We start from the raw sequence: 25,005 nt of genomic DNA on the forward strand, positions 1-25,005 counted from the left end.
GGTTTGCACTCTCTGTCTAGAACGATGGAGCCGAGGCCCCTTTAGATACTGAACATCATGGCGGTGAGCAAGAAATCGAGCCCCAAGACCGCCAGCGACGCCATCACAACGGTGCGCGTGGTGGCGCGCGACACGCCCTCGGGCGTCGGCTGGGCCTCGAAGCCCTGCAGCAACGCGACGAAGGTCACGGTGAAACCGAACACGATGCTCTTGATGACGCCGTTGCCGACGTCGCGCCAGACATCGACGCCGCCCTGCATCTGGCCCCAGAACGCGCCCGGGTCGACGCCCAGCATCAGCACGCCCACGACATAGCCGCCCATGATGCCGACCGCGCTGAACACGGCCGCCAGCAGCGGCATGGTGATGACGCCGGCCCAGAAGCGCGGCGCGAGGATGCGCTGCACCGGATCGACCGCCATCATTTCCATGGCGCTCAACTGCTCGTTGGCTTTCATGAGGCCGATCTCGGCCGTCAGCGAGGTGCCGGCCCGGCCGGTGAACAGCAGGGCCGCCACCACGGGACCGAGTTCGCGCACGAGGCTCAGCGCCACCAGCAGGCCGAGCGCCTCGGACGAGCCGTAGCGCTGCAGCGCGTAGTACATCTGCAGCCCGAGCACGAAGCCCACGAACAGGCCCGACACGCCGATGATGGCGAGCGAGTAGTTGCCCAGGAAATGGATCTGGTCGCGCACCAGCCCGAAGCGCCGCATGATCTGCGCGCCCGGGCCGAGCAGGCGCAGGAACAGCTTGGCCGCATGGCCCATGTCGGCCAATTGGCTGCGCACGGCAAAGCCGACGTCGGCGGGCTTCCACCAGGTCATGAGCGCCCTCCTTCGCCGTTGCCGAAGTCGTCTTCGATGCTGACACCGGGGTAATGGAAGCGCACCGGCCCGTCAGGCAGTGCGTTGACGAACTGATGCACCAGCGGATCGGCGCTTTCGCGCACCTCGTCGGGCCGCCCCTGCGCGGCGATGCCGCCATTGGCCAGGATGATCACGTGATCGGCGATGCGGAAGGTTTCCTCGAGGTCGTGCGACACGATGATGCTGGTGAGGCCGAGCGCATCGTTGAGCTGGCGGATCAGCCGCGCGGCCGTGCCCAGCGAGATCGGGTCGAGCCCCGCGAAGGGTTCGTCGTACATCACGAGGTCGGGGTCGAGCGCGATCGCGCGCGCCAGCGCCACGCGCCGCGCCATGCCGCCCGACACCTCGCTGGGCATCAGGTCGCGCGCGCCGCGCAGCCCGACGGCGTCCAGCTTCATGAGCACGATGTCGCGCACCAGCGCTTCCGACAGCTGCGTGTGCTCGCGCAGCGGAAAGGCCACGTTGTCGAACACGCTGATGTCGGTGAACAGCGCGCCGAACTGGAACAGCATGCCCATGCGGCGCCGCGCCGCATACAGCGTCGCGACATCGAAGTGGCCGACATCCCTCCCGTCGAACAGCACCTCGCCGCGTTGGGCGCGCTGCTGGCCGCCGATGAGGCGCAGCACGGTGGTCTTGCCGCCACCCGATGCCCCCATCAACGCCGTCACCTTGCCGCGCGGCACGGAAAACGACACGCCGTCGAGGATCGCGCGCGCGCCGTAGCCGAACGTGACATCGCGGAATTCGACGAAGGAGGAAGACGTGGGTGTGGCTGGGTCCATCTCAATAAAAAAGCCGGGCGCCTTCTCAGGCATCCCGGCATGCGGTTTCCGCGGATGATAACGGGGCCGCGAACGGCGCCGCTTCACTGAAACAAAAATCAGCGCGGTAAGTCGCTGAATCCCATCAAAAATTCGTCGACCGAACGCGCCGCTTGACGGCCCTCGCGAATTGCCCACACCACCAGCGATTGGCCGCGGCGAATGTCGCCGGCGGCGAACACCTTGGGCACATTGGTGGCGTAGCCGCCGATGAAGTCGACCGTGGCGCGCGCGTTGCCGCGGGCGTCCTTCTCGACACCGAAGGCGTCGAGCACGGTGGCCACGGGGCTGATGAAGCCCATCGCCAGCAGCACCAGGTCGGCCTTGAGGATCTGCTCGCTGCCGGGCACCTCCTGCATCTTGCCGTCCTTCCACTCGACGCGCACGGTCTTCAGGCCGGTGACCTTGCCCTTCTCGCCGATGAATTCCTTGGTCGAGATGGCGAACTCGCGCTCGCAGCCTTCTTCGTGGCTGGAGCTGGTGCGCAGCTTGATCGGCCAGTAGGGCCAGGTCAGCGGGCGGTTCTCTTCTTCCGGCGGCTGCGGCATCAGCTCGAACTGCGTGACGCTCACGGCGCCGTGGCGGTTGCTGGTGCCCACGCAGTCGGAGCCGGTGTCGCCGCCGCCAATCACGATGACGTGCTTGCCGTCGGCGCGCAGCTGGCCCTTGACCTTGTCGCCTGCGTTGACGCGGTTCTGCTGCGGCAGGAACTCCATCGCGAAATGAATGCCGTCGAGATCGCGGCCCGGCACGGGCAGGTCGCGCGACTGCTCGGCACCGCCGGTGAGCACCACAGCGTCGAAGTCTTTCTGCAGCTGCTCGGGCGTGACGGTTTCCTTGGCCAGGTTGGTGACCTTGGAGCCCTTGCCCAGCGGGTCTTTCGCGGCACCGACCATCACGCCGGTGCGGAAGGTCACGCCTTCGGCCTTCATCTGCTCGACGCGGCGGTCGATGTGCGACTTCTCCATCTTGAAGTCGGGAATGCCGTAGCGCAGCAAGCCGCCGACACGGTCGTTCTTCTCGAACAGCGTGACGTCGTGGCCGGCGCGCGCCAGTTGCTGCGCGGCAGCCATGCCGGCCGGGCCGGAGCCCACCACGGCGACCTTCTTGCCGGTCTTGTGCTTGGCGACGCGCGGCGCCACCCAGCCTTCGTCCCAGGCGCGGTCGATGATCGCGTGTTCCAGCGACTTGATGCCGACTGCGTCGTCGTTCACGTTGAGCACGCAGGCGGCCTCGCAAGGCGCGGGGCAGATGCGGCCGGTGAACTCGGGGAAGTTGTTGGTCGAGTCGAGCACCGCGAAGGCGTTCTGCCAATCGTCGCGGTACACGAGGTCGTTGAAGTCCGGAATGATGTTGTTGACCGGGCAGCCGCTGTTGCAGAACGGCGTGCCGCAGTCCATGCAACGTGCGCCCTGCACCTTGGCCTGGTCGGTGTTCAGGCCGACGACGAATTCCTTGTAGTGCTTGACGCGCTCTTCGACAGGCTTGTAGCCCTCTTCGATGCGCTCATGCTCCATGAAGCCGGTGATCTTTCCCATCGTGCTTTCCTCTGTTCTTCGTATCTATGGCGCGCTCAGACGGCGGCCGTGGCGGGCGCGGCCAGTGCGTGCGGCTCGAGGCCGACGTGGGCGTTGTTGCCGCTGCTGGCCAGCTCGACCTGGCGGTCGTGCAGTTCGGCCAGGGCGCGCTTGTACTCGTTCGGGAACACCTTGACGAACTTGGTGCGCGACTCGGCCCAGTTGTCGAGCAGCTCGCGCGCGCGCTTGCTGCCGGTCCAGCGGTGATGCTCCTCGAGCAGCTTCTTGAGCTGCGCTTCGTCGGTCTCGCCGCCGTGCCAGATCTTGCGATGCACGCTGGCGGTCTGCTCGGCCGAGGTCAGCACCTTGTCGAGCGACACCATCGAGAGGTTGCAGCGCGAGGCGAACTGGCCGTCTTCGTCGTAGACGAAAGCGACGCCGCCGCTCATGCCGGCCGCGAAGTTGCGGCCCGTCTTGCCGAGCACGGCCACCGTGCCGCCGGTCATGTATTCGCAGCCGTGGTCGCCGGTGCCTTCGATGACCGCCGTGGCGCCCGACAGGCGCACCGCGAAGCGCTCGCCGGCCACGCCGCACAGGTAGGCCTCGCCGGTGGTCGCGCCGTACAGCGCCGTGTTGCCGACGATGGTGTTGCGCGCGGCTTCACCGCGGAAGTCCAGGCTGGGGCGCACCACCACGCGGCCGCCCGAGAGGCCCTTGCCGGTGTAGTCGTTGGCGTCGCCGATCAGGTACAGCGTGATGCCGCGTGCCAGGAAGGCGCCGAACGACTGGCCGCCCGTGCCTTCGAGCTGGATGCGGATCGAGTCGTCGGGCAGGCCCTGCGGATGCACCTTGGTCAGCGCGCCCGAGAGCATCGCGCCCACCGAGCGATTGACGTTGCGTGCCACCTCGATGAACTGCACCTTCTCGCCCTTGTCGATGGCGGGACGCGACTTCTCGATGAGCTTCACGTCCAAGGCGCGCTCGAGGCCGTGGTCCTGGTTCTCGACATGGAAACGCGGCACGTCGGCCGGCACGATCGGCAGCGCGAACAGGCGGCTGAAATCCAGGCCCGAGGCCTTCCAGTGCTCGATGCCCTTGCGCATGTCGAGCAGGTCGGCGCGGCCGATCAGGTCGTCGAACTTGCGGATGCCCAGCTGGGCCATGATCTGGCGCACTTCTTCGGCAACGAAGAAGAAGTAGTTGACGACGTGCTCGGGCTTGCCCGAGAACTTCTTGCGCAGCACCGGGTCTTGCGTGGCCACGCCCACCGGGCAGGTGTTCAGGTGGCACTTGCGCATCATGATGCAGCCCTCGACCACCAGCGGCGCGGTGGCAAAGCCGAATTCGTCCGCGCCCAGCAGCGCGCCGATGGCGACGTCGCGGCCGGTCTTCATCTGGCCGTCGGCCTGCACGCGGATGCGGCTGCGCAGGCGGTTGAGCACCAGCGTCTGCTGCGTCTCGGCCAGGCCGATTTCCCACGGGCTGCCCGCATGCTTGATCGACGACCAGGGCGAGGCGCCCGTGCCGCCGTCATGGCCGGCGATCACGACGTGGTCGCTCTTGCACTTGGCCACGCCCGCGGCGATGGTGCCGACGCCGATTTCGCTCACCAGCTTGACGCTGATGCTGGCGTGCGGCGCGGTGTTCTTCAGGTCGTGGATCAGCTGGGCCAGATCCTCGATCGAGTAGATGTCGTGGTGCGGCGGAGGCGAGATGAGACCCACGCCCGGCACGGCATAGCGTTGCTTGCCGATGTACTCGGTGACCTTGCCGCCGGGCAGCTGACCGCCCTCGCCCGGCTTGGCACCTTGCGCCATCTTGATCTGGATCTGGTCGGCCGAATGCAGGTACTCGGCGGTGACGCCGAAGCGGCCCGACGCGACCTGCTTGATGCGCGAACGCAGCGAGTCGCCATCGTTCAGCGGCAGGTCGACCTCGACGTTGGCCGCACCGATCACGCTCTTGAGCGTGTCGCCCTGCTTGATCGGGATGCCCTTCAGTTCGTTGCGGTAGCGCGCGGGGTCTTCACCGCCTTCGCCCGTGTTGCTCTTGCCGCCGATGCGGTTCATGGCAATGGCGAGCGTGGCGTGCGCCTCGGTGCTGATCGAGCCGAGCGACATCGCGCCGGTGGCGAAGCGCTTGACGATCTCGGCAGCCGCCTCGACCTCGTCGACCGGGATGGCCTTGGCCGGATCGATCTTGAACTCGAACAGGCCGCGCAGCGTGAGGTGGCGGCGGTTCTGGTCGTTGATGAGCTGCGCGTATTCCTTGTACGTGTTCCAGTTGTTGGAGCGCGTGCTGTGCTGCAGCTTGGCGATGGCGTCGGGCGTCCACATGTGCTCTTCGCCGCGGGTGCGCCAGGCGTATTCGCCGCCGGCGTCCAGCATGTGGGCGAGCACGGGGTCGTCGCCGAAGGCGGCCTTGTGCATGCGGATGGCTTCCTCGGCGATCTCGAAGACGCCGATGCCTTCCACGCGGCTGGCGGTGCCGGTGAAGTACTTGTTCACCGTCTCGGTGTTCAGGCCGATGGCTTCGAACAGCTGCGCGCCGCAGTAGCTCATGTAGGTGCTGACACCCATCTTCGACATGATCTTCGACAGGCCCTTGCCGATGGCCTTGACGTAGTTGTAGACCGCCTTGTCGGCGCTCAGGTCGCCCGGCAGGTCGGCGTGCATGGCCGCCAGCGTTTCCATCGCGAGGTACGGGTGCACGGCTTCAGCACCGTAGCCGGCGAGCACGCCGAAGTGATGCACTTCGCGCGCCGAACCGGTCTCGACCACGAGGCCGGCGGTAGTGCGCAAACCTTCGCGCACGAGGTACTGGTGCACGGCCGAGAGGGCCAGCACCGCGGGGATCGCGACTTGCGTCGGGCCCACGCCGCGGTCGCTCACGATCAGGATGTTGTGGCCGCCCTTGATGGCATCGACCGCTTCGGCGCACAGCGAGGCCAGCTTGGCTTCGACGCCTTCATCGCCCCAGCCCAGCGGGTAGGTGATGTCGAGCACGTAGCTCTTGAACTTGCCCTGCGTGTAGCGGCCGATGTCGCGCAGCTTCGCCATGTCGGCGAAGTCCAGGATCGGCTGGCTCACTTCGAGCCGCATCGGCGGGTTGACCTGGTTGATGTCCAGCAGGTTCGGCTTGGGGCCGATGAAGGACACCAGCGACATCACGATGGCTTCGCGGATCGGGTCGATCGGCGGGTTGGTCACCTGCGCGAACAGCTGCTTGAAGTAGTTGTACAGCGGCTTGTTCTTGCTGGAGAGCACGGCCAGCGGGCTGTCGTTGCCCATGGAGCCGATGCCCTCTTCGCCGGCCTGCGCCATCGGGCTCATCAGGAACTTGATGTCTTCCTGCGTGTAGCCGAAGGCCTGCTGGCGGTCGAGCAGCGCAGCCTGGCTCACGGGGATCGCGGCGGGCTCGGCCTTGACGCTGTCGAGCTTGATGCGCAGGTTCTCGATCCACTGCTTGTAGGGCTTGCTGTTGGCGAGGGTGGCCTTGACCTCCTCGTCGTCGATCATGCGGCCCTGCTCCAAGTCGATGAGGAACATCTTGCCGGGCTGCAGGCGCCACTTGCGCACGATCTTCTGCTCGGGCACGGGCAACACGCCCGACTCGGAGGCCATGATGACCAGGTCGTCGTCGGTCACGCAGTAGCGCGAGGGGCGCAGGCCATTGCGGTCGAGCGTGGCGCCGATCTGGCGGCCGTCGGTAAACACGATGGAGGCCGGGCCGTCCCACGGCTCGAGCATGGCAGCGTGGTATTCGTAGAACGCGCGGCGGCGCGTGTCCATGGTGGCGTGCTGTTCCCAGGGCTCGGGAATCATCATCATCACGGCCTGGCTGATGGGGTAGCCGGCCATCGTCAAGAGCTCGAGGCAGTTGTCGAAGGTGGCGGTGTCGGACTGGCCGGCGAAGCTGATCGGGTAGAGCTTCTGCAGGTCGGCACCCAGCACGGGCGACGACATCACGCCTTCGCGCGCCTTCATCCAGTTGTAGTTGCCCTTGACCGTGTTGATTTCGCCGTTGTGGGCGACATAGCGGTACGGGTGGGCCAGCGGCCACTCGGGGAAGGTGTTGGTCGAGAAGCGCTGGTGCACGAGGCCGAGGGCCGAGACGCAACGCTTGTCTTGCAGATCTAGGTAGTAGGTGCCAACTTGGTCGGCCAGCAGCAGGCCCTTGTAGACCACGGTGCGGCTGGACATGCTCGGAACGTAGTATTCCTTGCTGTGCTTGAGCTTCAGGCGCTGGATGTTGGCGCTGGCGGTCTTGCGGATCACGTACAGCTTGCGCTCCAGCGCGTCCTGCACGATCACGTCGTTGCCGCGGCCGATGAAGATCTGGCGCAGCAGCGGTTCCTTTTCGCGCACGGTGGGCGACATGGGCATGTCGCGGTTGACCGGCACGTCGCGCCAGCCCAGCAGCACCTGGCCTTCGGCCTTGATGGCGCGTTCCATCTCCTGTTCGCAGGCTTCGCGCGAGGCGTGTTCCTTCGGCAGGAAGATCATGCCGACGCCGTATTCGCCCGGCGGGGGCAGCGTGACGCCCTGCTTGGCCATTTCTTCGCGGTACAGCAGGTCGGGCAGCTGGATCAGGATGCCCGCGCCGTCGCCCATCAGTTTGTCGGCGCCGACGGCGCCGCGGTGGTCGAGGTTCTCGAGGATCTTCAGACCCTGCAACACGATGGCGTGGCTTTTCTCGCCCTTGATGTGGGCGACGAAGCCGACGCCGCAGGCGTCGTGCTCATCGGCACCGGAATACAGACCGTGTTCTTGGAGGTGTTGAATCTCGGCAGCCGTCGTCATGGCGCGCTCCTTCAGTTTTCGCAGGGAAAGGGAGCATATTGCGATGCACAAAGAATGCCAAACACTTTAATAGGGGTCAGATTAACATTAAATCTTGAGTTTTCTTGTCAGAATTAAATTGGGGACACATTAAAAACAGCAGCACAACGCCCAACAAGGGCGCGGCTTTCGGCCGCTTTCAGTCCGGATCTTTGGCGGGCGCAGGCGGCCGGCCGGCCTTGGCCTTGATCACGCGGCGCTCGGTGGACTTCTGCAACGTGTCCAGAAAACCGTCGTCGCCGGCCGCCCAGCCGCGCAAGGTGGCCTCGGTCAGGGCCTGCTGATCGGCCGCGCGAACCCCGCCACGCACCAGTTCGGCATACGCCGCCTCCCGCGCGAAGGGCGTGTTGCCGAGCTCCCAGTACAGCGGATGCGGCGTCAGCAGGCGGTCTTGCCGCAGGCCGGCGTAGTGGCCGTGGCTGGACCACGGGAAGTCGCGCGCCTCGGTGACCATGCCGGCGCGCACCGGATTCAGGTCGATGTAGGCCATGCAGGTCAGCAGGTAGCGCTCGGTCTGGATCAGGGTCGATCTGTAGCGCCCTTCCCACAAGGTGCCGCTGCGGCCGTGGCGGTCGTTGAAGTAGCGCACGTAGCTGCGCCCGACCGACTGCATGAACTGCGGCAGGCCCGTGGCGCTGTCGGGCGTGGCCAGCAGGTGGAAGTGGTTGTCCATCAGCACGTAGGCATGCAGCGCGATGCCGAAGCGCGCGGCGTTCTCGGCCAGCAGGCCGAGCAGCTTCTCGTGATCGGCACGGTCGACGAAGATCGGCTGGCGGTTGTTGCCGCGCTGGATCACGTGGTGCGGCATGCCAGCCAGCGTGAGACGGGGGAGACGGGCCATGGTGACGGTGGACGACGCCGTCCGGGGTCAGAAGGTGCGAATGAATCCGGCGTGGCCGAGCAGCCCGCCCAGGCGCGTCCCCTCAAGGCGCAAAGCACAGCCGTAGCAGACGCTACGGCGAGCATTTGCAACGCCGAGGGGGCGTGCCTGGGCGGGATGAGCGGGCATGGCGGGTTCGTTCACACCTTCTTAATCAGCGAGGCGGAAGCGCGTGTCGCCCAGCGTGTCGAGCCCGAACTGCGCCAGCAGCTCGCGCAGCCGCGTCGCCGCACTCGCCTTGCGCTGGCCGGTGTAGCGCGCCAGGATCAGCTCGTTCTTCATGCTGTGCTCCCAGCCGACCAGTTCGGTGACGGTGACGCTGTAGCCGTTGGCTTCCAGGTACAGGCAGCGCAGCACGTTGGTGAGCTGGCTGCCGATTTCGCGCGTGTGCAGCGGATGGCGCCACAGCTCGGCCAGTGGCGTGCGCGACAGGGCCAGCGCCTTGGTCTCGCGCAGGCAGGCCGCCACTTCGGCCTGGCAGCAGGGCACGAGCACCATGCAGCGCGCCTTCTTCGCCAGGCCGAAGGCGATGGCGTCGTCGGTGGCGGTGTCGCAGGCGTGCAGCGCGGTGACCACGTCGATCTGCGCCGGCAGCTCGCTGGCCTGCGCCGACTCGGCCACGGTGAGGTTCAGGAACGACATGCGCCCGAAGCCCAGCTGCTGCGCCAGCGCGCGGGAGCGCTCGACCAGCTCGCTGCGCGTCTCGATGCCGTAGACATGGCCGCCCTGCCGCGCGCGGAAGAACAGGTCGTAGATGATGAAGCCGAGGTACGACTTGCCCGCCCCGTGGTCGGCCAGCGTGGCCTCGGCGCCCTCGCCCGGCAGCTCGCGCAACAACTGCTCGATGAACTGGAACAGGTGGTAGACCTGCTTGAGCTTGCGCCGCGAATCCTGGTTGAGCCGGCCTTCGCGCGTGAGGATGTGCAGCTCCTTGAGGAGCTCGACGGACTGGCCCGGCCGCAGGACTTCGGCCAGCTCGGCCTCGGCCTTCGCAGCCTTGTTGGTGGGGTGGGCTTTCGCGGGACGGGGCATGGTGTTCTTGTTGTTCATGGCGTGGCGCTTCCCGGGCCGACGTCGAGCGCGGTCCAGCCGGCCGGGCCCAGGGCTTCGAGCGTCTCGATGTTGCGCTCGAAGATCGCCTCGGCCTCGGGAAAAGCCTCGACCGCGCGGTCCACGCTGTCTTCGCGCAGCAGGTGCAGCGTGGGGTACGGCGCGCGATTGGTGGCGTTGTTGATGTCGTCGGCCTCGGTGCCGGCGAACTGGAAATGCGGATGGAAGCTGGCGAGCTGCAGCACGCCGTCGAAGCCCGCGCGGGCGAGCTTGCGCTCGGCGCGCTCGGTGAAATCGTTGAAGTCGAGAAAGTCCGCCAGCGCGTGGGGGACGATCAGCAAGGTGGTGTCGCGCACCTCGGCATCGAGCGCCACGAGCGCGCGGGCCTCGGCCAGCAGCGCATCGATGAGGCGGCCTTCGTGGGTGTCGAGGTAGGTGACGTAGTGGATCTGCCCCTTCACATGCACCGCCTTGGCGAAGGGGCACAGGTTGAGGCCGATCACGGCGCGCTCGAGCCAGCGCCGGGTGTCGGCTTCGGCCTGCGTGGCGTCGGTGACCGTCGGGTCGCTCATGCCGTGGCCTCCGTCAGTCGGCGGATGCGCCCGAGGCGCGCAGCGACCGCCATGCCGGCAAGCGAACAGGCCAGCGTGGCGGTCCAGGTCCAGTGCCAGCCGCCGACGCGGTGCGCGAGCCAGGCCACCGCTGGCGGCGCCAGGAACTGGCCGAGCGACGACGCCTGCTGCATCAGGCCGACGGTGGTCGACACGGTGCTCGGCCCCGGCGCCAGCCGTACGCCCAGCAGGAACAGCGTCGCCGGCACCATGCCGCCGCCGAGCGAAAAGGCACAGATCGCGGCATAGCGCATCGCGGGCGGCAGGCCCAGCGCCTCGGCCCCCTGCCCCACCTGTGCGAAGGCGGCGACACCGCCCAGCGCCATGGCCAGGAAACCCCATTGCAGCAGGCGCTCGGGCGCCACGCCGCGCTGCAGCCAGCGGCCACCCATGAGGTTGCCGACGATGTTCATCGCCGCGGCCAGCGCAGTCAGCACCGCACTCCAGGCGGCCGGCACCTTCGCATCGGCATAGATGGCGGGCAGAAAACCGATCACGGCCATCCACTGGGACGAGTACACGGCGAAGGTCAGCGCGATCAGCCACGGCGCGCGCGCACCGACCGTCTCGCGCAGCCGCGAGGCCCAGCCGGACGATGCGGGCTGCAGGCTCGCCCCGGCCACGCGGGCCCGGTCGCGTGGCACCGCCAGCCATACCCAGAGCGCCGCGCCCGCCGACACCAGCGACAGCGTCCACCACCAGTCGGCCCAGCCGCCCCAACCGATCAGGGCCGGGCCGATGAGCAGCGCCAGCGCCACGCCGAGCGGCATGTAGGCGCCCCACAAGCCCAGCGCGGCTTTGTCGGCGCCCGCCGGCGTCAGTGCGCGGATGAGTCCCGGGCCAGGCATCACCGCCATCAGGAAGCCGATGCCTTCGGCCGCGCGCAGCACGAACAGCCACAGCACCGCGTGAGACCCGCCCAGCAGACCGGCACCGACGGCGCCCCCGAGCAGGCTGGCCGTCGTCAGCACCGCCAGCCCGACCAGCATGCTGCGCCGCAGTCCGATGGAATCGGCCGCAAGCCCGGCCAGCAGGCCGAGCGTCATGCTCGCGACCTGGACCAGCGAGAGCAGGAAGCCCGCCTCGACCAGGTCGATGCCAAGCGACGCCTGCAGCGCCGGCACGGCGGGCGGCAGCTTGCCCAGGTGCAGCGCGGCGCTGACGCCGCCCAGCACGACGGCGAAGGCCGCGGCCGGCACGCGGGCCGACGCGCTGTTCGAGCGCACGGCCGCCGTCATGCGATGCCCCGGCGACCGGTCAACCGTTCGTGCTCGCGCATGGCGAAGCGGTCGGTCATGCCGGCGATGTAGTCGGCCACGGCACGGTGCCGGTCTCGGCGCTCGGCGTACGAGGCGGGCATCTCGGCGCCGCGCGCCAGGTAGGCGTCGAACAGCCCGCGCACGACCTCGCTCGCCTGGTCGGTGGTCTGCGTGACCTGCGGATGGCGGTAGAGATTGCGGAACAGGAACTGCTTGAGCGCCTCCGACTGCGCCTGCATGACGCCGCTGAAGGCCACCAGCGGCGGCGCCTGGCGCACGGCGTCGGCATCGACGGGACCCAGCGCCTCGATGGCCGCACGCGTCGTGTCGATCACGTCGTAGACCTGCGCGCTGAGCATGCGGCGGATGGTTTCATAGAGCACGCGCCGGCCTTGGCCCTGCAGGTGCGGATGCTCGGCCAGCGCTTCGCGGCGGTAGCGTTCGAACAGTTCGACGTCGGCCAATTGTTCGACGCTGATGAGGCCCGAGCGGACGCCGTCGTCGATGTCATGCGCGTTGTAGGCGATGGCGTCGGCCAGGTTGCACAGCTGCGCCTCCAGCCCCGGCTGCGTGCGGTCGAGAAAGCGACGGGCCACGCCCTGCGGTTCGGCCGCCTCGATGCGTTCGGCGTTGGCACGCGAGCAGTGTTTGAGGATGCCTTCGCGGGTCTCGAAGCTGAGGTTCAGGCCGTCGTACTGCGGGTAACGGTGCTCCAGCGCATCGACCACGCGCAGGCTCTGCAGGTTGTGCTCGAAACCGCCGTGCTCGGCCATGCAGGCGTTGAGCGCGTCCTGGCCCGCGTGGCCGAAGGGCGTATGGCCCAGGTCGTGGGCCAGCGCGATCGCCTCGACCAGGTCTTCGTTGAGCCGCAACGCACGCGCGATGGAGCGGCCCAGCTGCGCGACTTCGAGCGAATGCGTGAGCCGCGTGCGGAACAGGTCGCCCTCGTGGTTCAGGAACACCTGGGTCTTGTAGACCAGCCGGCGGAAGGCGGTGGAATGGACGATGCGGTCGCGGTCGCGCTGGAAGGCGTCGCGCGTGGGCGCGGGCGGCTCCGCGTGGCGCCGTCCGCGCGAGCGCGCGGGGTGGCAGGCGTACGCCGCAAGGCTCATGCCGCGCAGCACTGCGCGAGCACGTCGCGCACCATCGCGTCGGGCGCGCTGCGCACGACGGCGGAGCCGGGTCGGTCGATCACCACGAAGCGGATCTCGCCGGCTTCGGACTTCTTGTCGACGCGCATCAGCTCCAGATAGCGCTCGGCGCCCAGTGCCGGTCCCACGGTGGGCAGGCCGGCGCGCTCGATCAGGCGAGTCAGCCGTTCGACGAAGGCCGCGTCGACGCCGCCGAGCCGCTGCGACAGCTGCGCCGCCATGACCATGCCGCAGCCGACGGCTTCGCCGTGCAGCCACTCGCCGTAACCCAGCCCCGACTCGATGGCATGGCCGAAGGTGTGGCCGAAATTGAGGATGGCCCGCAGGCCGGTCTCGCGCTCGTCCTGGCCGACCACCAGCGCCTTGATCTCGCAGCTGCGCTTCACGGCATGGGCCAGCGCGGCCGGGTCGCGCGCCACCAGCGCTTCGATGTTCGCTTCGATCCAGTCGAAGAAGGCCATGTCGTAGATCGGACCGTACTTGATGACCTCGGCGAGGCCGGCGCTCAGTTCGCGCGGCGGCAGCGTCTGAAGCGTGTTCAAGTCGCACAGCACGAGCTGCGGCTGGTAGAACGCGCCAATCATGTTCTTGCCCAGCGGGTGGTTGATGGCTGTCTTGCCGCCCACCGAGGAGTCGACCTGCGCCAGCAGCGTGGTCGGCACCTGCACGAAGGGCACGCCGCGCATGTAGCTGGCGGCCGCGAAGCCGGTCATGTCGCCCACCACCCCGCCGCCGAGCGCGAACAGCACCGTCTTGCGGTCACTGCCGTGGCCCAGCAGGGCGTCAAAGATCAGGTTGAGCGTCTCGAGGTTCTTGTATGCCTCGCCGTCGGGCAACTCGAGCAGGTGGACCGTGCGAAAGCGGCCGGCCAGCACGGTTTGGAGGGCTCGGGCGTACAGCGGCGCCACGGTGGTGTTGCTGACGATCAGCGCGCTGGCAGCCGCGGGAACGACGCCGAAGCTGGTAGGGTCTTCCAGCAGGCCGCCGCCGATCAGGATCGGGTAGCTGCGCTCGCCGAGCTGGATCTCGACGCGTTCGGGCTTTGGCGGGGCGGAAAGTGCAGGCGAAACAGACAGGGACATGGCCGCGAGTTTAGGCGCTCGGGCCTGCCGGGGTCAGTCCGAGGGCTCTTCCGGATGGGCGCCGGGTTCGACCACCCCGGCCAGCTCGAGCTGCATCACGATGAGGTTGACCAGCACCGCGATCGACGGCCGGCCGGTGTCGACCACGTCATGGGCCGTTTCCCGGTAGAACGGGTCGCGCGCGTCGTGCAGTTCGCGCAGCCTGCCGAGCGGGTCGGCCACCTGCAGGAGCGGGCGCTTGACGTCGTGGCGCAGGCGCCGGAACAGGTCTTCGGGCGAGGAACGCAGGTAGATGACGTGGAAATGGTCGCGCAGCTGCTGCCGATTGGCCTCGCGCAGCACGGCGCCACCGCCGGTCGCCAGCACGCCATGGGGGTGGGCGGCCAGGTCGGCGATGACCGCCTGCTCGATGTCGCGGAAGGCGGCTTCGCCCTCGCGGTCGAAGAAATCACGGATCGTGCAGCCGATGCGCTGCTCGATCACATGATCGGTGTCGATGAAGGGAGTGTTCAGCCGAGCGCCCAGCCGCCGGCCCACTGCGGACTTTCCGGCGCCGGGCAACCCGACAAGTGCGACCGCCACGCGGTGGCTGCTACGCCCGCGCGTCAGCGCGCGGCGTTGCGGTCGGTAATCATCTTCGGGGTGATAAAGACGAGCATTTCGGTCTTGTTGGCAACGCGTTCGCGCTTGCGGAACAATGCCCCCATGTAGGGGATTTCACCCAGCACCGGCACGCGCGATTCGTCATTGGTTTCGGTGAGCTCGAAGATACCACCGATGACGACCGTGCCGCCGTTCTCGACCAGCACCTCGGTCTGCACGTGCTTGGTGTTGATGGCCGGGCCCGCCGAGGTGTTGACGCCGCGGGCGTCCTTGCTCACGTCCAGCGTGAGGATGATGTTGCCTTCGGGCGTGATCTGCGGCGTGACTTCGAGCTTGAGCACCGCCTTGCGGAACGAGATCGAGGTCGCGCCGCTGGAGGTGGCCTGCTGGTAGGGGATTTCCTCGCCCTGCTCGATCAGCGCCTTGGTCTGGTCGGCCGTGATGACGCGAGGGCTGGAAACCAGCTTGCCCTTGCCGTCGGCTTCGAGGGCCGAGATTTCGAGGTTCAGCATGCGCGACAAGCTCGAGTTGAACAGCGAGATCGCGAAGGTGCCTGCGGCGTTACCGGTGCCGCCAGCGTCGCCGGCGGGCAGGTTGATGAAGTTGGAGTTGGTCCAGGTGGCTGCTGCGCCGCCGACGCCGCCGGCGTTGGTGGTGGCAGGCATGACACCGAAGGTGCCGTAGGCCGGATTGCCGTTGGCCGACGCGACGCGTTCGCGGGAGATACCGCCACCCATCCGCACGCCGAGCGACTTGCCGAAGGTGTCCGAGGCTTCCACGATGCGCGCTTCGATCAGCACCTGGCGGACGGGAATGTCCAGCTTCTGGATCAGGTCGGTGACCTGCGCCAGGCGCGAAGGAATGTCGGACACGAACAGCTGGTTGGTCCGCGATTCGGCGATCACGCTGCCGCGGGGGCTCAGGATGCGCGAGGTCGCGCCGCCGCCACCACCACCGCCGCCACCCGCCGATGCACCAGTCCCCGTCAGGCCCTGTGCAATGGCAATGGCCTTCGTGTAGTTCAACTGGAACGACTGCGTGCGCAGCGGCTCCAGGTTCTCGATCGCCGCCTTGGCTTCGAACTCGAGCTTTTCCTTGGCGTTGATCTCGTCCTTGGGCGCGATCCACAGCACGCTGCCGTTCTTGCGCATGCCCAGGTTCTTCGCCTGCATGATGATGTCGAGCGCCTGGTCCCAGGGCACATCCTTCAGACGCAGCGTCAGCGCGCCGCTGACCGAATCCGAGGTCACGATGTTGAAGTTCGTGAAGTCGGCGATCACCTGCAGCAGCGAGCGGATCTCGATGTTCTGGAAGTTGAGCGACAGCTTCTCGCCGTTGTAGCCGACGCCTTGCGTGAGCTTGCTCGGGTCGACCTTGCGCGCGCGGACTTCCACCACGAACTGGTTCTCGCTCTGGTAGGCGCTGTGCTCCCAATCGCCCTTGGCATCGATCGTCATGCGCACGCGGTCGCCCGACTGCTGCGAGGTGATCAGCTGCACCGGCGTGCCGAAATCGGCCACGTCGAGGCGACGGCGCAGGCCTTCGGGCAACGTCGACTTGGTGAACTCCACGACCAGGCTCTTGCCCTGCTGCTTCACGTCGACGCCGACCTGGTTGTTCGGCAGGTCGACCAGCACGCGGCCGGTGTTGTCGGCGCCGAGGCGGAAATCGACGTCGCGCAGCGGCAGCGTGTCGCGGTTGCGGTTCTCGGCGAAAGTGGTCGCCGCGGAAGCGGCGAGTGCCGTGCCAGCCACCGGCTCGAGCACCACCAGCAGCGACTTGCCCTGGATCTCGGCCTTGTACGCCGTGGCCTGCTTCAGGTTCAGCACCACACGGCTGCGGTCACCGGCCTGCACCACGTTGACCGAGCGCAGGTTGCCCTGGTTCACTTCGATGGCCGAACGCCCGATGGCGTTCGTCACGCCCGGGAAGTCCAGCGCGATGCGCGCCGGCGTCTGCACCGAGAACCCAGCGGGCACGGCCGTGAGCGGCTGGGCCAGGTCGATGCGGATCACTTCCGCGCCCGACTGGGTCGAGCTCGTCACCGACTCGATCGCGTTTTGCGCATGGGCGACGGCCAGGGCACCGAAAGCCAGCAGACCCAGCCCGGCGGCGCGCAGCCACTGTGCCATCGTTGATTTTTTATGGTTCATTTCGCACTCTCTTGCAACTGCAGCGTGGCTACGCGTTCGATCCATTCGCCCGCGGCGTCCTGCACGATCTCGCGCAGGGCGACTTCGGTTTCGTTGATACGGGTGATGCGCCCGTAGTTGAGCCCCAGGTATTCGCCGACGCGCACCTTGTAGAGCAGCTTGTCCACACGCACGAGCGCCACCGGCTGGCCGTTGCGGTTCATGCTGCCGACCATCGCCATCGTGTCGAGCGGGAACGCCTCGAGCGCTTCCTTGCGGCGCGCCAGCTCCGGCGCGATCAGCTCGGAGGTGCTCGGCTGGTTCGACTCCCGGCGCAGCGCCTGGGTCAGCTTCAGCATGTTGAAGGGCTCGAACGACGACGCCTCGGTGTAGGCCTGCGGCGTGAACTTCTTGGGTTCGGAGATCGGCGGCACCGAGGGCTTCACCTGCGCGCGCTGCTCGACCATCCAGCGCTGCAGGTCTTCCTGGTCGGAATCGCCGCAGGCGCTCAGGCCCAGCGTGGCCAGTGCCAGCCACAGGACTTTGGCGACCGGCTTCATTTCTTCGCCTTCGGCGCCGTGGCGCGTTTCTGGGCGGCCCGCTCGTCTTCGTCGAGGTAGCGGTAGGTGCGCGCGGTGGCGTCCATCGTCAGCACGTCCTTGTCCTTCTGCGGTGTGACGGTCACGTTGTTGAGCGTCACGATGCGCGACAGGCTGGCCACGTCGGCCGCGAAGGCGCCCATGTCGTGGTAGCGACCCGTGACGCGCACGGCGATCGGCAGCTCTGCGTAGTAATCCTTGACCGACACCTGGCCCGGACGGAACAGTTCGAACTGCAGGCTGCGGCCGAGGCCGGCCTGGTTGATGTCGGAGAGCAGTGCGTCCATTTCCGCCTTGCTGGGCAGTTGCTTCTCGAGAAGGATCACGTACTGCTGCACCTGCTCGCGCTGCTTCTTCAGCAGGTCGAGGTTGGCGGCTTGCGCCACTTTCTTCTGGTAGTCGGTCCGGAGCGTGACTTCCTTGGCGCGCTCGGCTTCGAGTTCGTCGTTGGAGTTCGTGAGCCAGACAAACCACAGGCCCGCCAACACCAGCGCGGACACGGCCAGGCACAGCGCGTAGCGCGGCACCGCCGGCCACATGGAAGGATCGTTCGGATTCAGTCCGCGGAACTGGTCGCCGAAGTTCCGCAGTGCGGTGGCGACGTCGACTTTGGGGAGGGATCGGTTGCTGATGGCCATGATCGATTACCCCTTCGCCTGCGCCTTGGCGGCCAGGGCCTTCTCGGCCTCCGCCTTCTGGGCGTCGGTGGGCCGCTTGAGGCCGATGCGCATCGTGAAGTTCGCCACGCGGCGCTGGTCGCGCTGGCTCAGGTTCACGTTGGCCGAGGTGATTTCGACCAGCTCGGGCTTCACCAGCCAGGGGCTGTTGTTGCCGAGGTTGCGCAGCAGTTCCGACACGCGCTCGTTCGACTGCGCCATGCCTTGCAGGGTCACGGTCTGGTTCTCCTGCTTCATGCTGGTGAGGTAGACGCCGTCGGGCAGTTGCCGGACGAGTTCGTTGAGCAGGTGCACGGGCAAGTTGCGGTCGCCTTGCAGGTCTTCCACGGCCAGCTGACGCGCGCGCAAGGCTGCGATTTCTTCCTGCAGTGTCGAGATTTCCTTGATCTCGACTTCGAGCTTCTTGATCTCGGCCTGGAGGAAGCCGTTCTTCGATTGCTGCGCCGAAATCTGGGCCTCGAACCACAGGTAACCGAGACCGGCGATCAGGGCGCCCAGCAGTGCGGCACCACCCAGGGTGCCGTAGAAGGCCTCGCGGCGGCGCTTGCGCGCGGCTTCGCGGTGCGGAAGCAGATTGATCAGGATCACTGCAGGAACCTCCGCATGGCCAGGCCGCAGGAGGTCAGATAGGAAGGCGCTTCGCGGCGGACCTTCTTCTCGCGAATGCTGGGGCCGAAGTCCATGCCGTCGAACGGATTCACGAGCGAGCAGGCAAAAGAGGTCTGGCGGGTCACGGCATTGGTCAGCCCCGGCAGCGACGACGAGCCGCCCGCCAGCAGCACGTAGTCGACGCGGTTGTGCGGCGTGCTGGTGAAGAAGAACTGCAACGCGCGCGCGATTTCCTGCGCGATGCTTTCGACGAAGGGCTTGAGCACGCCCGAGCCGTAGTCGTCGGGCAGGTCGCCGCTGCGCTTCTTGGCTTCGGCTTCCTCGGCGGAAAAACCGTACTGGCGCACGATCAGTTGGCTCAATTGAGCGCCGCCGAAGGCCTGGTCGCGGTCGTACAGCACTTCCTGGTTGCGCAGCACCTGCATGCTGGTCGTGAAGGCGCCGACTTCGAACAGCGCCACGATGGCGTCCACGCCCTTGCCAGGGAGCTGCTCGATCAGGCGCGCCGTCGCCAGGCGAGAGGCATACGACTCGACGTCGAGAATCATGGCCTTCAGGCCCGCGGCTTCCGCCAGGCCTTCGCGGTCCTGCACCTTCTCCTTGCGGGAGGCGGCGATCAGCACTTCCACGTCGCCGACGGAGGTCGTGCTCGGCCCCGTCACGCAGAAGTCGAGACTCACTTCATCGAGCGAGAACGGGATGTACTGGTTGGCTTCGGATTCGACCTGGATCTCGAGCTCCTGCTCGCTCATGCCGCCCGGGAGGATGATCTTCTTGGTGATGACCGCCGAGGGCGGCAGCGCCAGCGCCACGTTGCGGGTCTTGGTACCGCTCTTGCGCACGACACGGCGCACGGCTTCGGCGACTTCGTCGAATTTCTCGACGTTGCCGTCGGTGATCCAGCCGCGTTCGAGCGGTTCGATGGCGCAGCGCTCCAGAACCAGCTTGCCGCTGGCCTCACGGCCGAGCTCCACCAGCTTCACGCTGGACGAACTGACGTCCAGTCCCAGCAGGGGGGCGTTCTGACGACGAAACAATGATCCAAGAGCAGCCAAGTTAGGTCCCTCTCCCCCTGTTATTTGTAACCAATGGAAAAATATGCGTTCGGTTGCATGCTAGCAGCAGGCACAGCGCCCACCAAGCGTGCAGAAAGCCCGGAACCGACAACCGTTGTCAAAACGTGACGTCAAAGCCGCATTCTGTAACTTTCTGCTTAGCCCCTGGAGAGGGAATGCGCGAGGTAACAAAGATCCGGAGGCGCCGAGGGGGCGGCTTTTTATAATGTCCGGTGACTCTCCGGGCCCCCATGCAAGAAACTTCCAGCCCGAAAGGGCGCGCCAAGACTCCTCCACCCGAACGCCCCTTCTGGCTGAAATGGCTGTTGCGTTTCGTGTTCTGGGGGGCGGGCATCGCTGCGGCGGGCCTGCTTTCCATCCTGTGCGTGGTGGCCGTGGCCCTGGCAGTGGCCTATCCCAACCTGCCGGACATCTCGGAACTCTCCGACTACCGACCCAAGCTGCCGCTGCGCGTGTTCTCCGCCGAAGGCACGCAGATCGGCGAGTTCGGGGAAGAGCGGCGCAACCTCACCCCCATCGCCGCGATCCCCAAGGTCGTGAAGGACGCCGTCCTGGCCGCCGAAGACGCGCGCTTCTATGACCACGGCGGCGTCGACTACAAGGGGCTGGTGCGCGCCGGCCTCGCCAACCTGAACCGCGTGAAGAGCCAGGGCGCCTCCACCATCACGATGCAGGTGGCCCGCAACGTCTACCTGAGTTCCGAGAAGACGCTGACCCGCAAGATCTACGAGGTGCTGCTGACCTTCAAGCTGGAGCACCTGCTCACGAAGGACCAGATCTTCGAGATCTACCTGAACCAGATCTACCTGGGCAACCGCGCCTACGGCTTCGCCGCCGCTTCCGAGGCCTACTTCGGCAAGCCGCTGTCCGAGATGACGATCGCCCAGGCCGCCATGCTGGCCGGCCTGCCGAAGGCGCCCGGCGCGAACAACCCGGTCAACAACCCGCAGCGCGCACGCGGGCGCCAGTTCTACGTGATCGACCGCATGCAGGAGGCCGGCTTCATCACCGCCGAGCAGGCAGCCGAGGCCAAGAAGGAAGAGCTGCACCTGCGCGACGCCGCCGACCCGAACCGCCTGCACGCCGAGTACGTGGCCGAAACCGTGCGCCAGCTGATGTACGCCCAGTACGGCGACAGCACCTACACGCGCGGCCTCAAGGTCTACACCTCGCTGGTCGCCGCCGACCAGGCCGCGGCCTACAAGGCCCTGCGCAAGGGCATCATGGATTACGAGCGCCGTCAGGTGTACCGCGGCCCCGAGAAGTTCATCGACCTGCCGAACGACCCCAAGGAGCTCGACGAGGCGGTGGACGACGTGCTGAACGATCACCCCGACAACGGCGACGTGATGGCGGCCGTGGTGCTCAAGGCCACGCCCAAGGAAATCCAGGCCATCCGCGCCAACGGCGACGCCGTGCAGATCACAGGCGACGGCCTCAAGCCTGCGCAGTCCGGCCTGTCGGACAAGGCACCGCCCAACATCAAGATCCGCCGCGGCGCCGTGATCCGCGTCGCGAAGACGCCCAAGAACACGTGGGAAATCACCCAGCTGCCCGAAGTGGAAGGCGCGTTCGTGGCTATGGACCCGCGCGACGGCGCCATCAAGGCGCTGGTCGGCGGGTTCGACTTCGGCAAGAACAAGTTCAACCACGTCACGCAGGCGTGGCGCCAGCCGGGTTCGAGCTTCAAGCCCTTCATCTACTCGGCGGCGCTCGAAAAGGGCTTCACCCCCGCCACGGTCATCAACGACGGCCCGCTGTTCTTCGACGCCGGCACCACCGGTGGCCAGCCCTGGGAGCCCAAGAACTACGGCGGCGGCTTCGACGGCCCGATGTCGATGCGCACCGCGCTGATGAAGTCGCGCAACCTCGTATCGATCCGCATCCTGCAATCCATCGGCACGCGCTACGCGCAAGACTGGATCACCAACTTCGGCTTCGACAAGGACAAGCACCCCGCCTACCTGCCGATGGCGCTCGGTGCCGGTGCCGTCACGCCGATGCAGATGGCGGTGGGCTATTCGGTGTTCGCCAACGGCGGCTACCGCGTGAATCCGTACCTCGTGACCCGCGTCACCGACCACAAGGACCGCGTGCTGGTCGACGTCCAGCCGCCGCTGCTCAATGAAGCCTCGCGCGCCATCCCGCAGCGCAACGCCTTCATCATGGACACGCTGCTGCAGTCCATCACGCGCGCCGGCACGGCCGCGAAGGCGCAGGCGATGCTCAAGCGCCCCGACCTCTACGGCAAGACCGGTACCACCAACGACTCGCTCGACGCCTGGTTCGCGGGCTTTCAGCCCACCATGACGGCGATCTCGTGGATCGGCTACGACACGCCGCGCAACCTGGGCGACCGCGAAACCGGCGGTGGTCTGAGTCTGCCGATCTGGATCAACTACATGGAAACCGCCCTCAAGGGCGTGCCCGTGACCGACCTGTCGACCACGCCGCCTTCAGGCATCGTGAGCGTCGGCGGCGAGTGGTACTACGACGACTACGCGCCGGGCCGCGGCGTGTCGAGCCTGGGCGTGGAATCTTCCGCGCCGGTGGCACCGGCCGAAGCCCTGAGTGGCCCGGCGATCAGCGCGCCTGCACCGCCCGAGGAGCGCAACCGCATCCTCGACCTGTTCAGGAACTGATCAAGAAAGCGGGAAAGCGGCGGCTCAGGCCGCCGCGAACGCCAGCGGCTGCCCCGCCTGCAGGGTCGCCTCGCGCGACAGGTTGCCGAAAAACTCTTCCCCGGTCTTGGTGTCCACCCACACCCGGCCGTCGTGCCGGTAGTGATAGCCGCCGGAGCGCGCCGCCAGCCAGATTTCCTGCAGCGGCTTCTGCAGGTTCACGATCAGCTGGCTGCCGTTGCGAAACGACATCGTGATCATCCCGCCGACCCGCTGGTTGTCGATGTCGGCGTCGGTCGCGTCGTTGATGCGGTCGCAGCCCTGCTCGATGGCAGCAAGCGCCGCCTCGGCGCGGTCCATGTACTCGGTGTCGGTCATTACAATTTCAGCATGTTGAATGTTCGCCAAATTCTAGTGAGCGCTCGCGCCCGCACCGCGCTCATGGTCTGCCTTGCCGCCAGCGCGGCCGGCCTTGCGGCGTGCGGACAGCGCGGCGCGCTCTATCTGCCGACCGATCCGGCGGCCGCCCAGCGCGCCACCTTGCCCCAATTGCTCACCCCCGGCGGCTCCAAAGCCTCCGACAACGAAGCGGCCCCCAAGCCCGCCGCAGCCAGCAGCGCCCCCGCCTCCCCCCAGAAATGACGACGAACACCCCCCTGCCCGGCCACCCCCACATCGCCCACCGCGACGGCGCGCTGCACGTCGAAGGCGTCGCGCTCGACGCGCTGGCGCGCACGCACGGCACGCCGCTGTTCGTCTATTCGAAGCAGTGGATGCTCGATGCCCTGGCCGCCTACCAGCGCGGCTTCGAGGGTCGCGACGCGCTCATCTGCTACGCAATGAAGGCCAACTCGTCGCTCGGCGTGCTGCGCGTGTTCGCCGAGGCCGGCTGCGGTTTCGACATCGTCTCGGGCGGCGAGCTGTCGCGCGTGCTGGCGGTGGGCGCCGATCCGAAGAAGATCATCTTCTCGGGCGTCGGCAAAACGCGCGCCGAGATGCGCCAAGCCCTGGCGGCCGGCATCGCCTGCTTCAACGTCGAGAGCGAAGCCGAGCTCGACGTGCTCAACGAGGTGGCGCTGGCCGAGAAGGTGCGCGCACCGATCAGCATCCGCATCAATCCGAACGTCGACCCGAAGACGCACCCCTACATTTCCACGGGCCTGAAGGGCAACAAGTTCGGCATCGCGCACGACCGCGCGGTGCAGGCCTACCAGCACGCCGCCCGGCTGCCGGGCCTCGAGGTGGTCGGCATCGACTGCCACATCGGCTCGCAGATCACCGAAGCCTCGCCCTACCTGGACGCCTGCGACCGCGTGCTCGACCTGGTGGAAGCCATCGAGGCGGCCGGCGTGCCGATCCATCACCTGGACTTCGGCGGCGGCCTGGGCATCGACTACAACGGCGAAGTGCCGCCCAAGGCCGATGCGCTGTGGCAGCAGCTGCTCGCCAAGCTCGACGCGCGCGGCTTCGGCCAGCGCAAGCTGGTGATCGAACCCGGCCGCTCGCTGGTCGGCAATGCCGGCGTCTGCGTGACCGAGGTGCTCTTCACCAAGCCCGGCGAGGACAAGAACTTCTGCATCGTCGACGCGGCCATGAACGACCTGCCGCGCCCCGCGATGTACCAGGCCTTCCAGAAGATCGTGCCGCTGCGCGAGCGCGCCGGCGACGCCCCGACCTACGACGTGGTGGGCCCGGTCTGCGAAAGTGGCGACTGGATCGGCCGCGACCGCGCACTCAACGTGGTGGCCGGCGACCTGCTGGCCGTGCTGTCGGCGGGTGCGTACTGCATGAGCATGGCCAGCAACTACAACACGCGCGGCCGTGCCGCCGAGGTGCTGGTGAGCGGCGCCACAGCGAAGCTGATCCGCCGTCGCGAGACGATGGAAGACCAGTTGCGCGCCGAGATCGACGGCTGATCCGGTCTCAGCCGGTGCGCAGCGGCTTCTCGCTGCCGCGCACGGCCACTGCGGGCCTGGCCTGGCGCTTGCGCGCGAAATTCCAGACGCGCCACGCCAGCAGCACGCCGATGATCGCGGCATAGACGAACACTTCGGCGAAGTTGTTCTTGCCCGCGCGCATCCAGAAGAAGTGCAGCAGCCCGAGCCCCGCGATCACATAGACCAGCTTGTGCAGCAGCTGCCAGCGCTTGGCGCCCATCGCCTTGATCGCGCGGTTGAACGACGTGGCCGCCAGCGGTGTCAGCAGCACGAAGGCCGAGAAGCCCACCAGGATGAACGGCCGCTTGGCGATGTCCTTGGCGATCTCGCCCCACTCGAAGCCCATGTCGAACCAGCTGTAGCACAGCAGGTGCAGCACCACGTAGAAGTACGCGAACAGGCCCAGCATGCGGCGCAGCCGCGCCAGCACGTTGAGCTTGGCGATCACGCGCAGCGGCGTCACCGCCAGCACGATGCAGATGAAGCGCAGGGTCCAGTCGCCCGTCGCGCGGATCAGGAACTCGGCCGGGTTCGCGCCCAGCCCGTCGGTGAAGGCACCGAAGGCCAGCCGCGCGAACGGCAGCAGGCACAGCAGGAAGACGACCGGCTTGGTCGCCGGGTGCATGAGCAGCTTGTTCAGCATGGCGCAACGACCGGGCGGGCGCGGGAG

General features: G+C 67.2%; 21 protein-coding genes. 3 read left to right on the forward strand and 18 right to left on the reverse strand.

The window, feature by feature from the left end:
- Positions 1-41: 41 nt before the first annotated feature.
- The 16 genes from mlaE to VHAB30_RS20375 form a co-directional block, all read right to left on the reverse strand.
- Complete coding sequence (mlaE, locus tag VHAB30_RS20300) at positions 42-824, reverse strand: lipid asymmetry maintenance ABC transporter permease subunit MlaE (protein WP_062471733.1); 783 nt, start codon at positions 822-824, stop codon at positions 42-44.
- Positions 821-1,684 (reverse strand): ABC transporter ATP-binding protein, encoded by an 864-nt coding sequence (locus VHAB30_RS20305; RefSeq protein WP_159278429.1) that lies wholly within the window; start codon positions 1,682-1,684, stop codon positions 821-823. The genes mlaE and VHAB30_RS20305 overlap by 4 nt, the downstream gene beginning before the upstream one ends.
- A 65-nt stretch (positions 1,685-1,749) precedes the next feature.
- A complete protein-coding gene (locus tag VHAB30_RS20310; RefSeq protein WP_062471739.1) occupies positions 1,750-3,228 on the reverse strand; it encodes a glutamate synthase subunit beta in 1,479 nt (492 codons plus the stop codon).
- 35 nt (positions 3,229-3,263) lie between these two features.
- Positions 3,264-8,009 carry a glutamate synthase-related protein gene (locus VHAB30_RS20315; protein ID WP_159278430.1) on the reverse strand — a complete coding sequence of 1,582 codons (4,746 nt, stop codon included), beginning with the start codon at positions 8,007-8,009 and terminating at the stop codon, positions 3,264-3,266.
- 178 nt (positions 8,010-8,187) lie between these two features.
- Positions 8,188-8,889, reverse strand: a complete 702-nt coding sequence (locus tag VHAB30_RS20320) for a transposase (protein ID WP_159278431.1) — start codon at positions 8,887-8,889, stop codon at positions 8,188-8,190.
- A 189-nt stretch (positions 8,890-9,078) separates the two neighbouring features.
- The gene (locus VHAB30_RS20325; protein WP_159278667.1) at positions 9,079-9,960 is read right to left on the reverse strand and encodes a class I SAM-dependent methyltransferase; all 882 of its coding nucleotides are present in this window, start codon (positions 9,958-9,960) and stop codon (positions 9,079-9,081) included.
- Positions 9,961-9,974: 14 nt separating this feature from the next.
- Positions 9,975-10,550, reverse strand: coding sequence for a DUF1415 domain-containing protein (locus VHAB30_RS20330; protein ID WP_159278432.1), 576 nt, complete (start codon positions 10,548-10,550; stop codon positions 9,975-9,977).
- Positions 10,547-11,827, reverse strand: coding sequence for an MFS transporter (locus VHAB30_RS20335; protein WP_159278433.1), 1,281 nt, complete (start codon positions 11,825-11,827; stop codon positions 10,547-10,549). Before VHAB30_RS20335 ends, VHAB30_RS20330 begins: the two co-directional genes overlap by 4 nt.
- Positions 11,824-12,960, reverse strand: coding sequence for a deoxyguanosinetriphosphate triphosphohydrolase (locus tag VHAB30_RS20340; RefSeq protein ID WP_159278434.1), 1,137 nt, complete (start codon positions 12,958-12,960; stop codon positions 11,824-11,826). The genes VHAB30_RS20335 and VHAB30_RS20340 overlap by 4 nt, the downstream gene beginning before the upstream one ends.
- Complete coding sequence (aroB, locus tag VHAB30_RS20345; RefSeq protein WP_159278435.1) at positions 12,957-14,081, reverse strand: 3-dehydroquinate synthase; 1,125 nt, start codon at positions 14,079-14,081, stop codon at positions 12,957-12,959. The genes VHAB30_RS20340 and aroB overlap by 4 nt, the downstream gene beginning before the upstream one ends.
- Before the next feature lie 33 nt (positions 14,082-14,114).
- Entirely contained in the window at positions 14,115-14,663 is a 549-nt protein-coding gene (locus tag VHAB30_RS31185; RefSeq protein ID WP_062471759.1) for a shikimate kinase, read from the reverse strand.
- Positions 14,664-14,686: 23 nt separating this feature from the next.
- The gene (gene pilQ, locus VHAB30_RS20355) at positions 14,687-16,837 is read right to left on the reverse strand and encodes a type IV pilus secretin PilQ (RefSeq protein ID WP_159274012.1); all 2,151 of its coding nucleotides are present in this window, start codon (positions 16,835-16,837) and stop codon (positions 14,687-14,689) included.
- On the reverse strand, positions 16,834-17,376 hold the full coding sequence (locus VHAB30_RS20360) for a pilus assembly protein PilP (RefSeq protein ID WP_062471766.1): 543 nt from the start codon (positions 17,374-17,376) through the stop codon (positions 16,834-16,836). The genes pilQ and VHAB30_RS20360 overlap by 4 nt, the downstream gene beginning before the upstream one ends.
- Positions 17,373-18,053, reverse strand: a complete 681-nt coding sequence (gene pilO, locus VHAB30_RS20365) for a type IV pilus inner membrane component PilO (RefSeq protein ID WP_070059947.1) — start codon at positions 18,051-18,053, stop codon at positions 17,373-17,375. Before pilO ends, VHAB30_RS20360 begins: the two co-directional genes overlap by 4 nt.
- A 6-nt stretch (positions 18,054-18,059) precedes the next feature.
- A complete protein-coding gene (locus tag VHAB30_RS20370) occupies positions 18,060-18,680 on the reverse strand; it encodes a PilN domain-containing protein (RefSeq protein ID WP_070059948.1) in 621 nt (206 codons plus the stop codon).
- Complete coding sequence (locus VHAB30_RS20375) at positions 18,677-19,756, reverse strand: pilus assembly protein PilM (RefSeq protein ID WP_062471776.1); 1,080 nt, start codon at positions 19,754-19,756, stop codon at positions 18,677-18,679. Before VHAB30_RS20375 ends, VHAB30_RS20370 begins: the two co-directional genes overlap by 4 nt.
- 251 nt (positions 19,757-20,007) lie before the next feature.
- Here VHAB30_RS20375 and VHAB30_RS20380 point away from each other — a divergent pair, with 251 nt between their 5' ends.
- The gene (locus VHAB30_RS20380) at positions 20,008-22,419 is read left to right on the forward strand and encodes a penicillin-binding protein 1A (RefSeq protein WP_169805026.1); all 2,412 of its coding nucleotides are present in this window, start codon (positions 20,008-20,010) and stop codon (positions 22,417-22,419) included.
- 24 nt (positions 22,420-22,443) lie between these two features.
- Here VHAB30_RS20380 and cyaY read toward each other — a convergent pair whose 3' ends face one another.
- On the reverse strand, positions 22,444-22,776 hold the full coding sequence (gene cyaY / locus VHAB30_RS20385; protein WP_159278436.1) for an iron donor protein CyaY: 333 nt from the start codon (positions 22,774-22,776) through the stop codon (positions 22,444-22,446).
- 12 nt (positions 22,777-22,788) lie between these two features.
- On the opposite strand from cyaY, the gene lptM reads away from it, so the two are divergent.
- Complete coding sequence (gene lptM, locus VHAB30_RS20390; protein WP_062471782.1) at positions 22,789-23,040, forward strand: LPS translocon maturation chaperone LptM; 252 nt, start codon at positions 22,789-22,791, stop codon at positions 23,038-23,040.
- Positions 23,037-24,314, forward strand: coding sequence for a diaminopimelate decarboxylase (lysA, locus tag VHAB30_RS20395; protein WP_159278437.1), 1,278 nt, complete (start codon positions 23,037-23,039; stop codon positions 24,312-24,314). The genes lptM and lysA overlap by 4 nt, the downstream gene beginning before the upstream one ends.
- A gap of 7 nt (positions 24,315-24,321) precedes the next feature.
- On the opposite strand, the gene VHAB30_RS20400 is transcribed toward lysA, so the two are convergent.
- Positions 24,322-24,975: a protein-methionine-sulfoxide reductase heme-binding subunit MsrQ gene (locus VHAB30_RS20400; RefSeq protein WP_159278668.1), complete on the reverse strand. Its 654-nt coding sequence runs from the start codon at positions 24,973-24,975 to the stop codon at positions 24,322-24,324.
- Positions 24,976-25,005 lie beyond the last annotated feature (30 nt).

The sequence above is a fragment of the Variovorax boronicumulans genome, from assembly GCF_009811375.1.
Classification (GTDB): Bacteria; Pseudomonadota; Gammaproteobacteria; order Burkholderiales; family Burkholderiaceae_C; genus Variovorax; species Variovorax boronicumulans.

Excerpts from the sequence above, each read along its gene's own strand:
- mlaE (WP_062471733.1), bottom strand. The coding sequence starts at position 824 with ATGACCTGGTGGAAGCCCGCCGACGTCGGCTTTGCCGTGCGCAGCCAA.
- VHAB30_RS20320 (WP_159278431.1), bottom strand. The coding sequence starts at position 8,889 with ATGGCCCGTCTCCCCCGTCTCACGCTGGCTGGCATGCCGCACCACGTG.
- VHAB30_RS20305 (WP_159278429.1), bottom strand. The coding sequence starts at position 1,684 with ATGCCTGAGAAGGCGCCCGGCTTTTTTATTGAGATGGACCCAGCCACA.
- VHAB30_RS20315 (WP_159278430.1), bottom strand. The coding sequence starts at position 8,009 with ATGACGACGGCTGCCGAGATTCAACACCTCCAAGAACACGGTCTGTAT.
- lysA (WP_159278437.1), top strand. The coding sequence starts at position 23,037 with ATGACGACGAACACCCCCCTGCCCGGCCACCCCCACATCGCCCACCGC.
- VHAB30_RS20325 (WP_159278667.1), bottom strand. The coding sequence starts at position 9,960 with ATGCCCCGTCCCGCGAAAGCCCACCCCACCAACAAGGCTGCGAAGGCC.
- aroB (WP_159278435.1), bottom strand. The coding sequence starts at position 14,081 with ATGTCCCTGTCTGTTTCGCCTGCACTTTCCGCCCCGCCAAAGCCCGAA.
- lptM (WP_062471782.1), top strand. The coding sequence starts at position 22,789 with ATGTTGAATGTTCGCCAAATTCTAGTGAGCGCTCGCGCCCGCACCGCG.
- VHAB30_RS20335 (WP_159278433.1), bottom strand. The coding sequence starts at position 11,827 with ATGACGGCGGCCGTGCGCTCGAACAGCGCGTCGGCCCGCGTGCCGGCC.
- cyaY (WP_159278436.1), bottom strand. The coding sequence starts at position 22,776 with ATGACCGACACCGAGTACATGGACCGCGCCGAGGCGGCGCTTGCTGCC.
- VHAB30_RS20380 (WP_169805026.1), top strand. The coding sequence starts at position 20,008 with ATGCAAGAAACTTCCAGCCCGAAAGGGCGCGCCAAGACTCCTCCACCC.
- VHAB30_RS20310 (WP_062471739.1), bottom strand. The coding sequence starts at position 3,228 with ATGGGAAAGATCACCGGCTTCATGGAGCATGAGCGCATCGAAGAGGGC.
- pilQ (WP_159274012.1), bottom strand. The coding sequence starts at position 16,837 with ATGAACCATAAAAAATCAACGATGGCACAGTGGCTGCGCGCCGCCGGG.
- VHAB30_RS20340 (WP_159278434.1), bottom strand. The coding sequence starts at position 12,960 with ATGAGCCTTGCGGCGTACGCCTGCCACCCCGCGCGCTCGCGCGGACGG.
- VHAB30_RS20330 (WP_159278432.1), bottom strand. The coding sequence starts at position 10,550 with ATGAGCGACCCGACGGTCACCGACGCCACGCAGGCCGAAGCCGACACC.
- pilO (WP_070059947.1), bottom strand. The coding sequence starts at position 18,053 with ATGGCCATCAGCAACCGATCCCTCCCCAAAGTCGACGTCGCCACCGCA.
- VHAB30_RS20360 (WP_062471766.1), bottom strand. The coding sequence starts at position 17,376 with ATGAAGCCGGTCGCCAAAGTCCTGTGGCTGGCACTGGCCACGCTGGGC.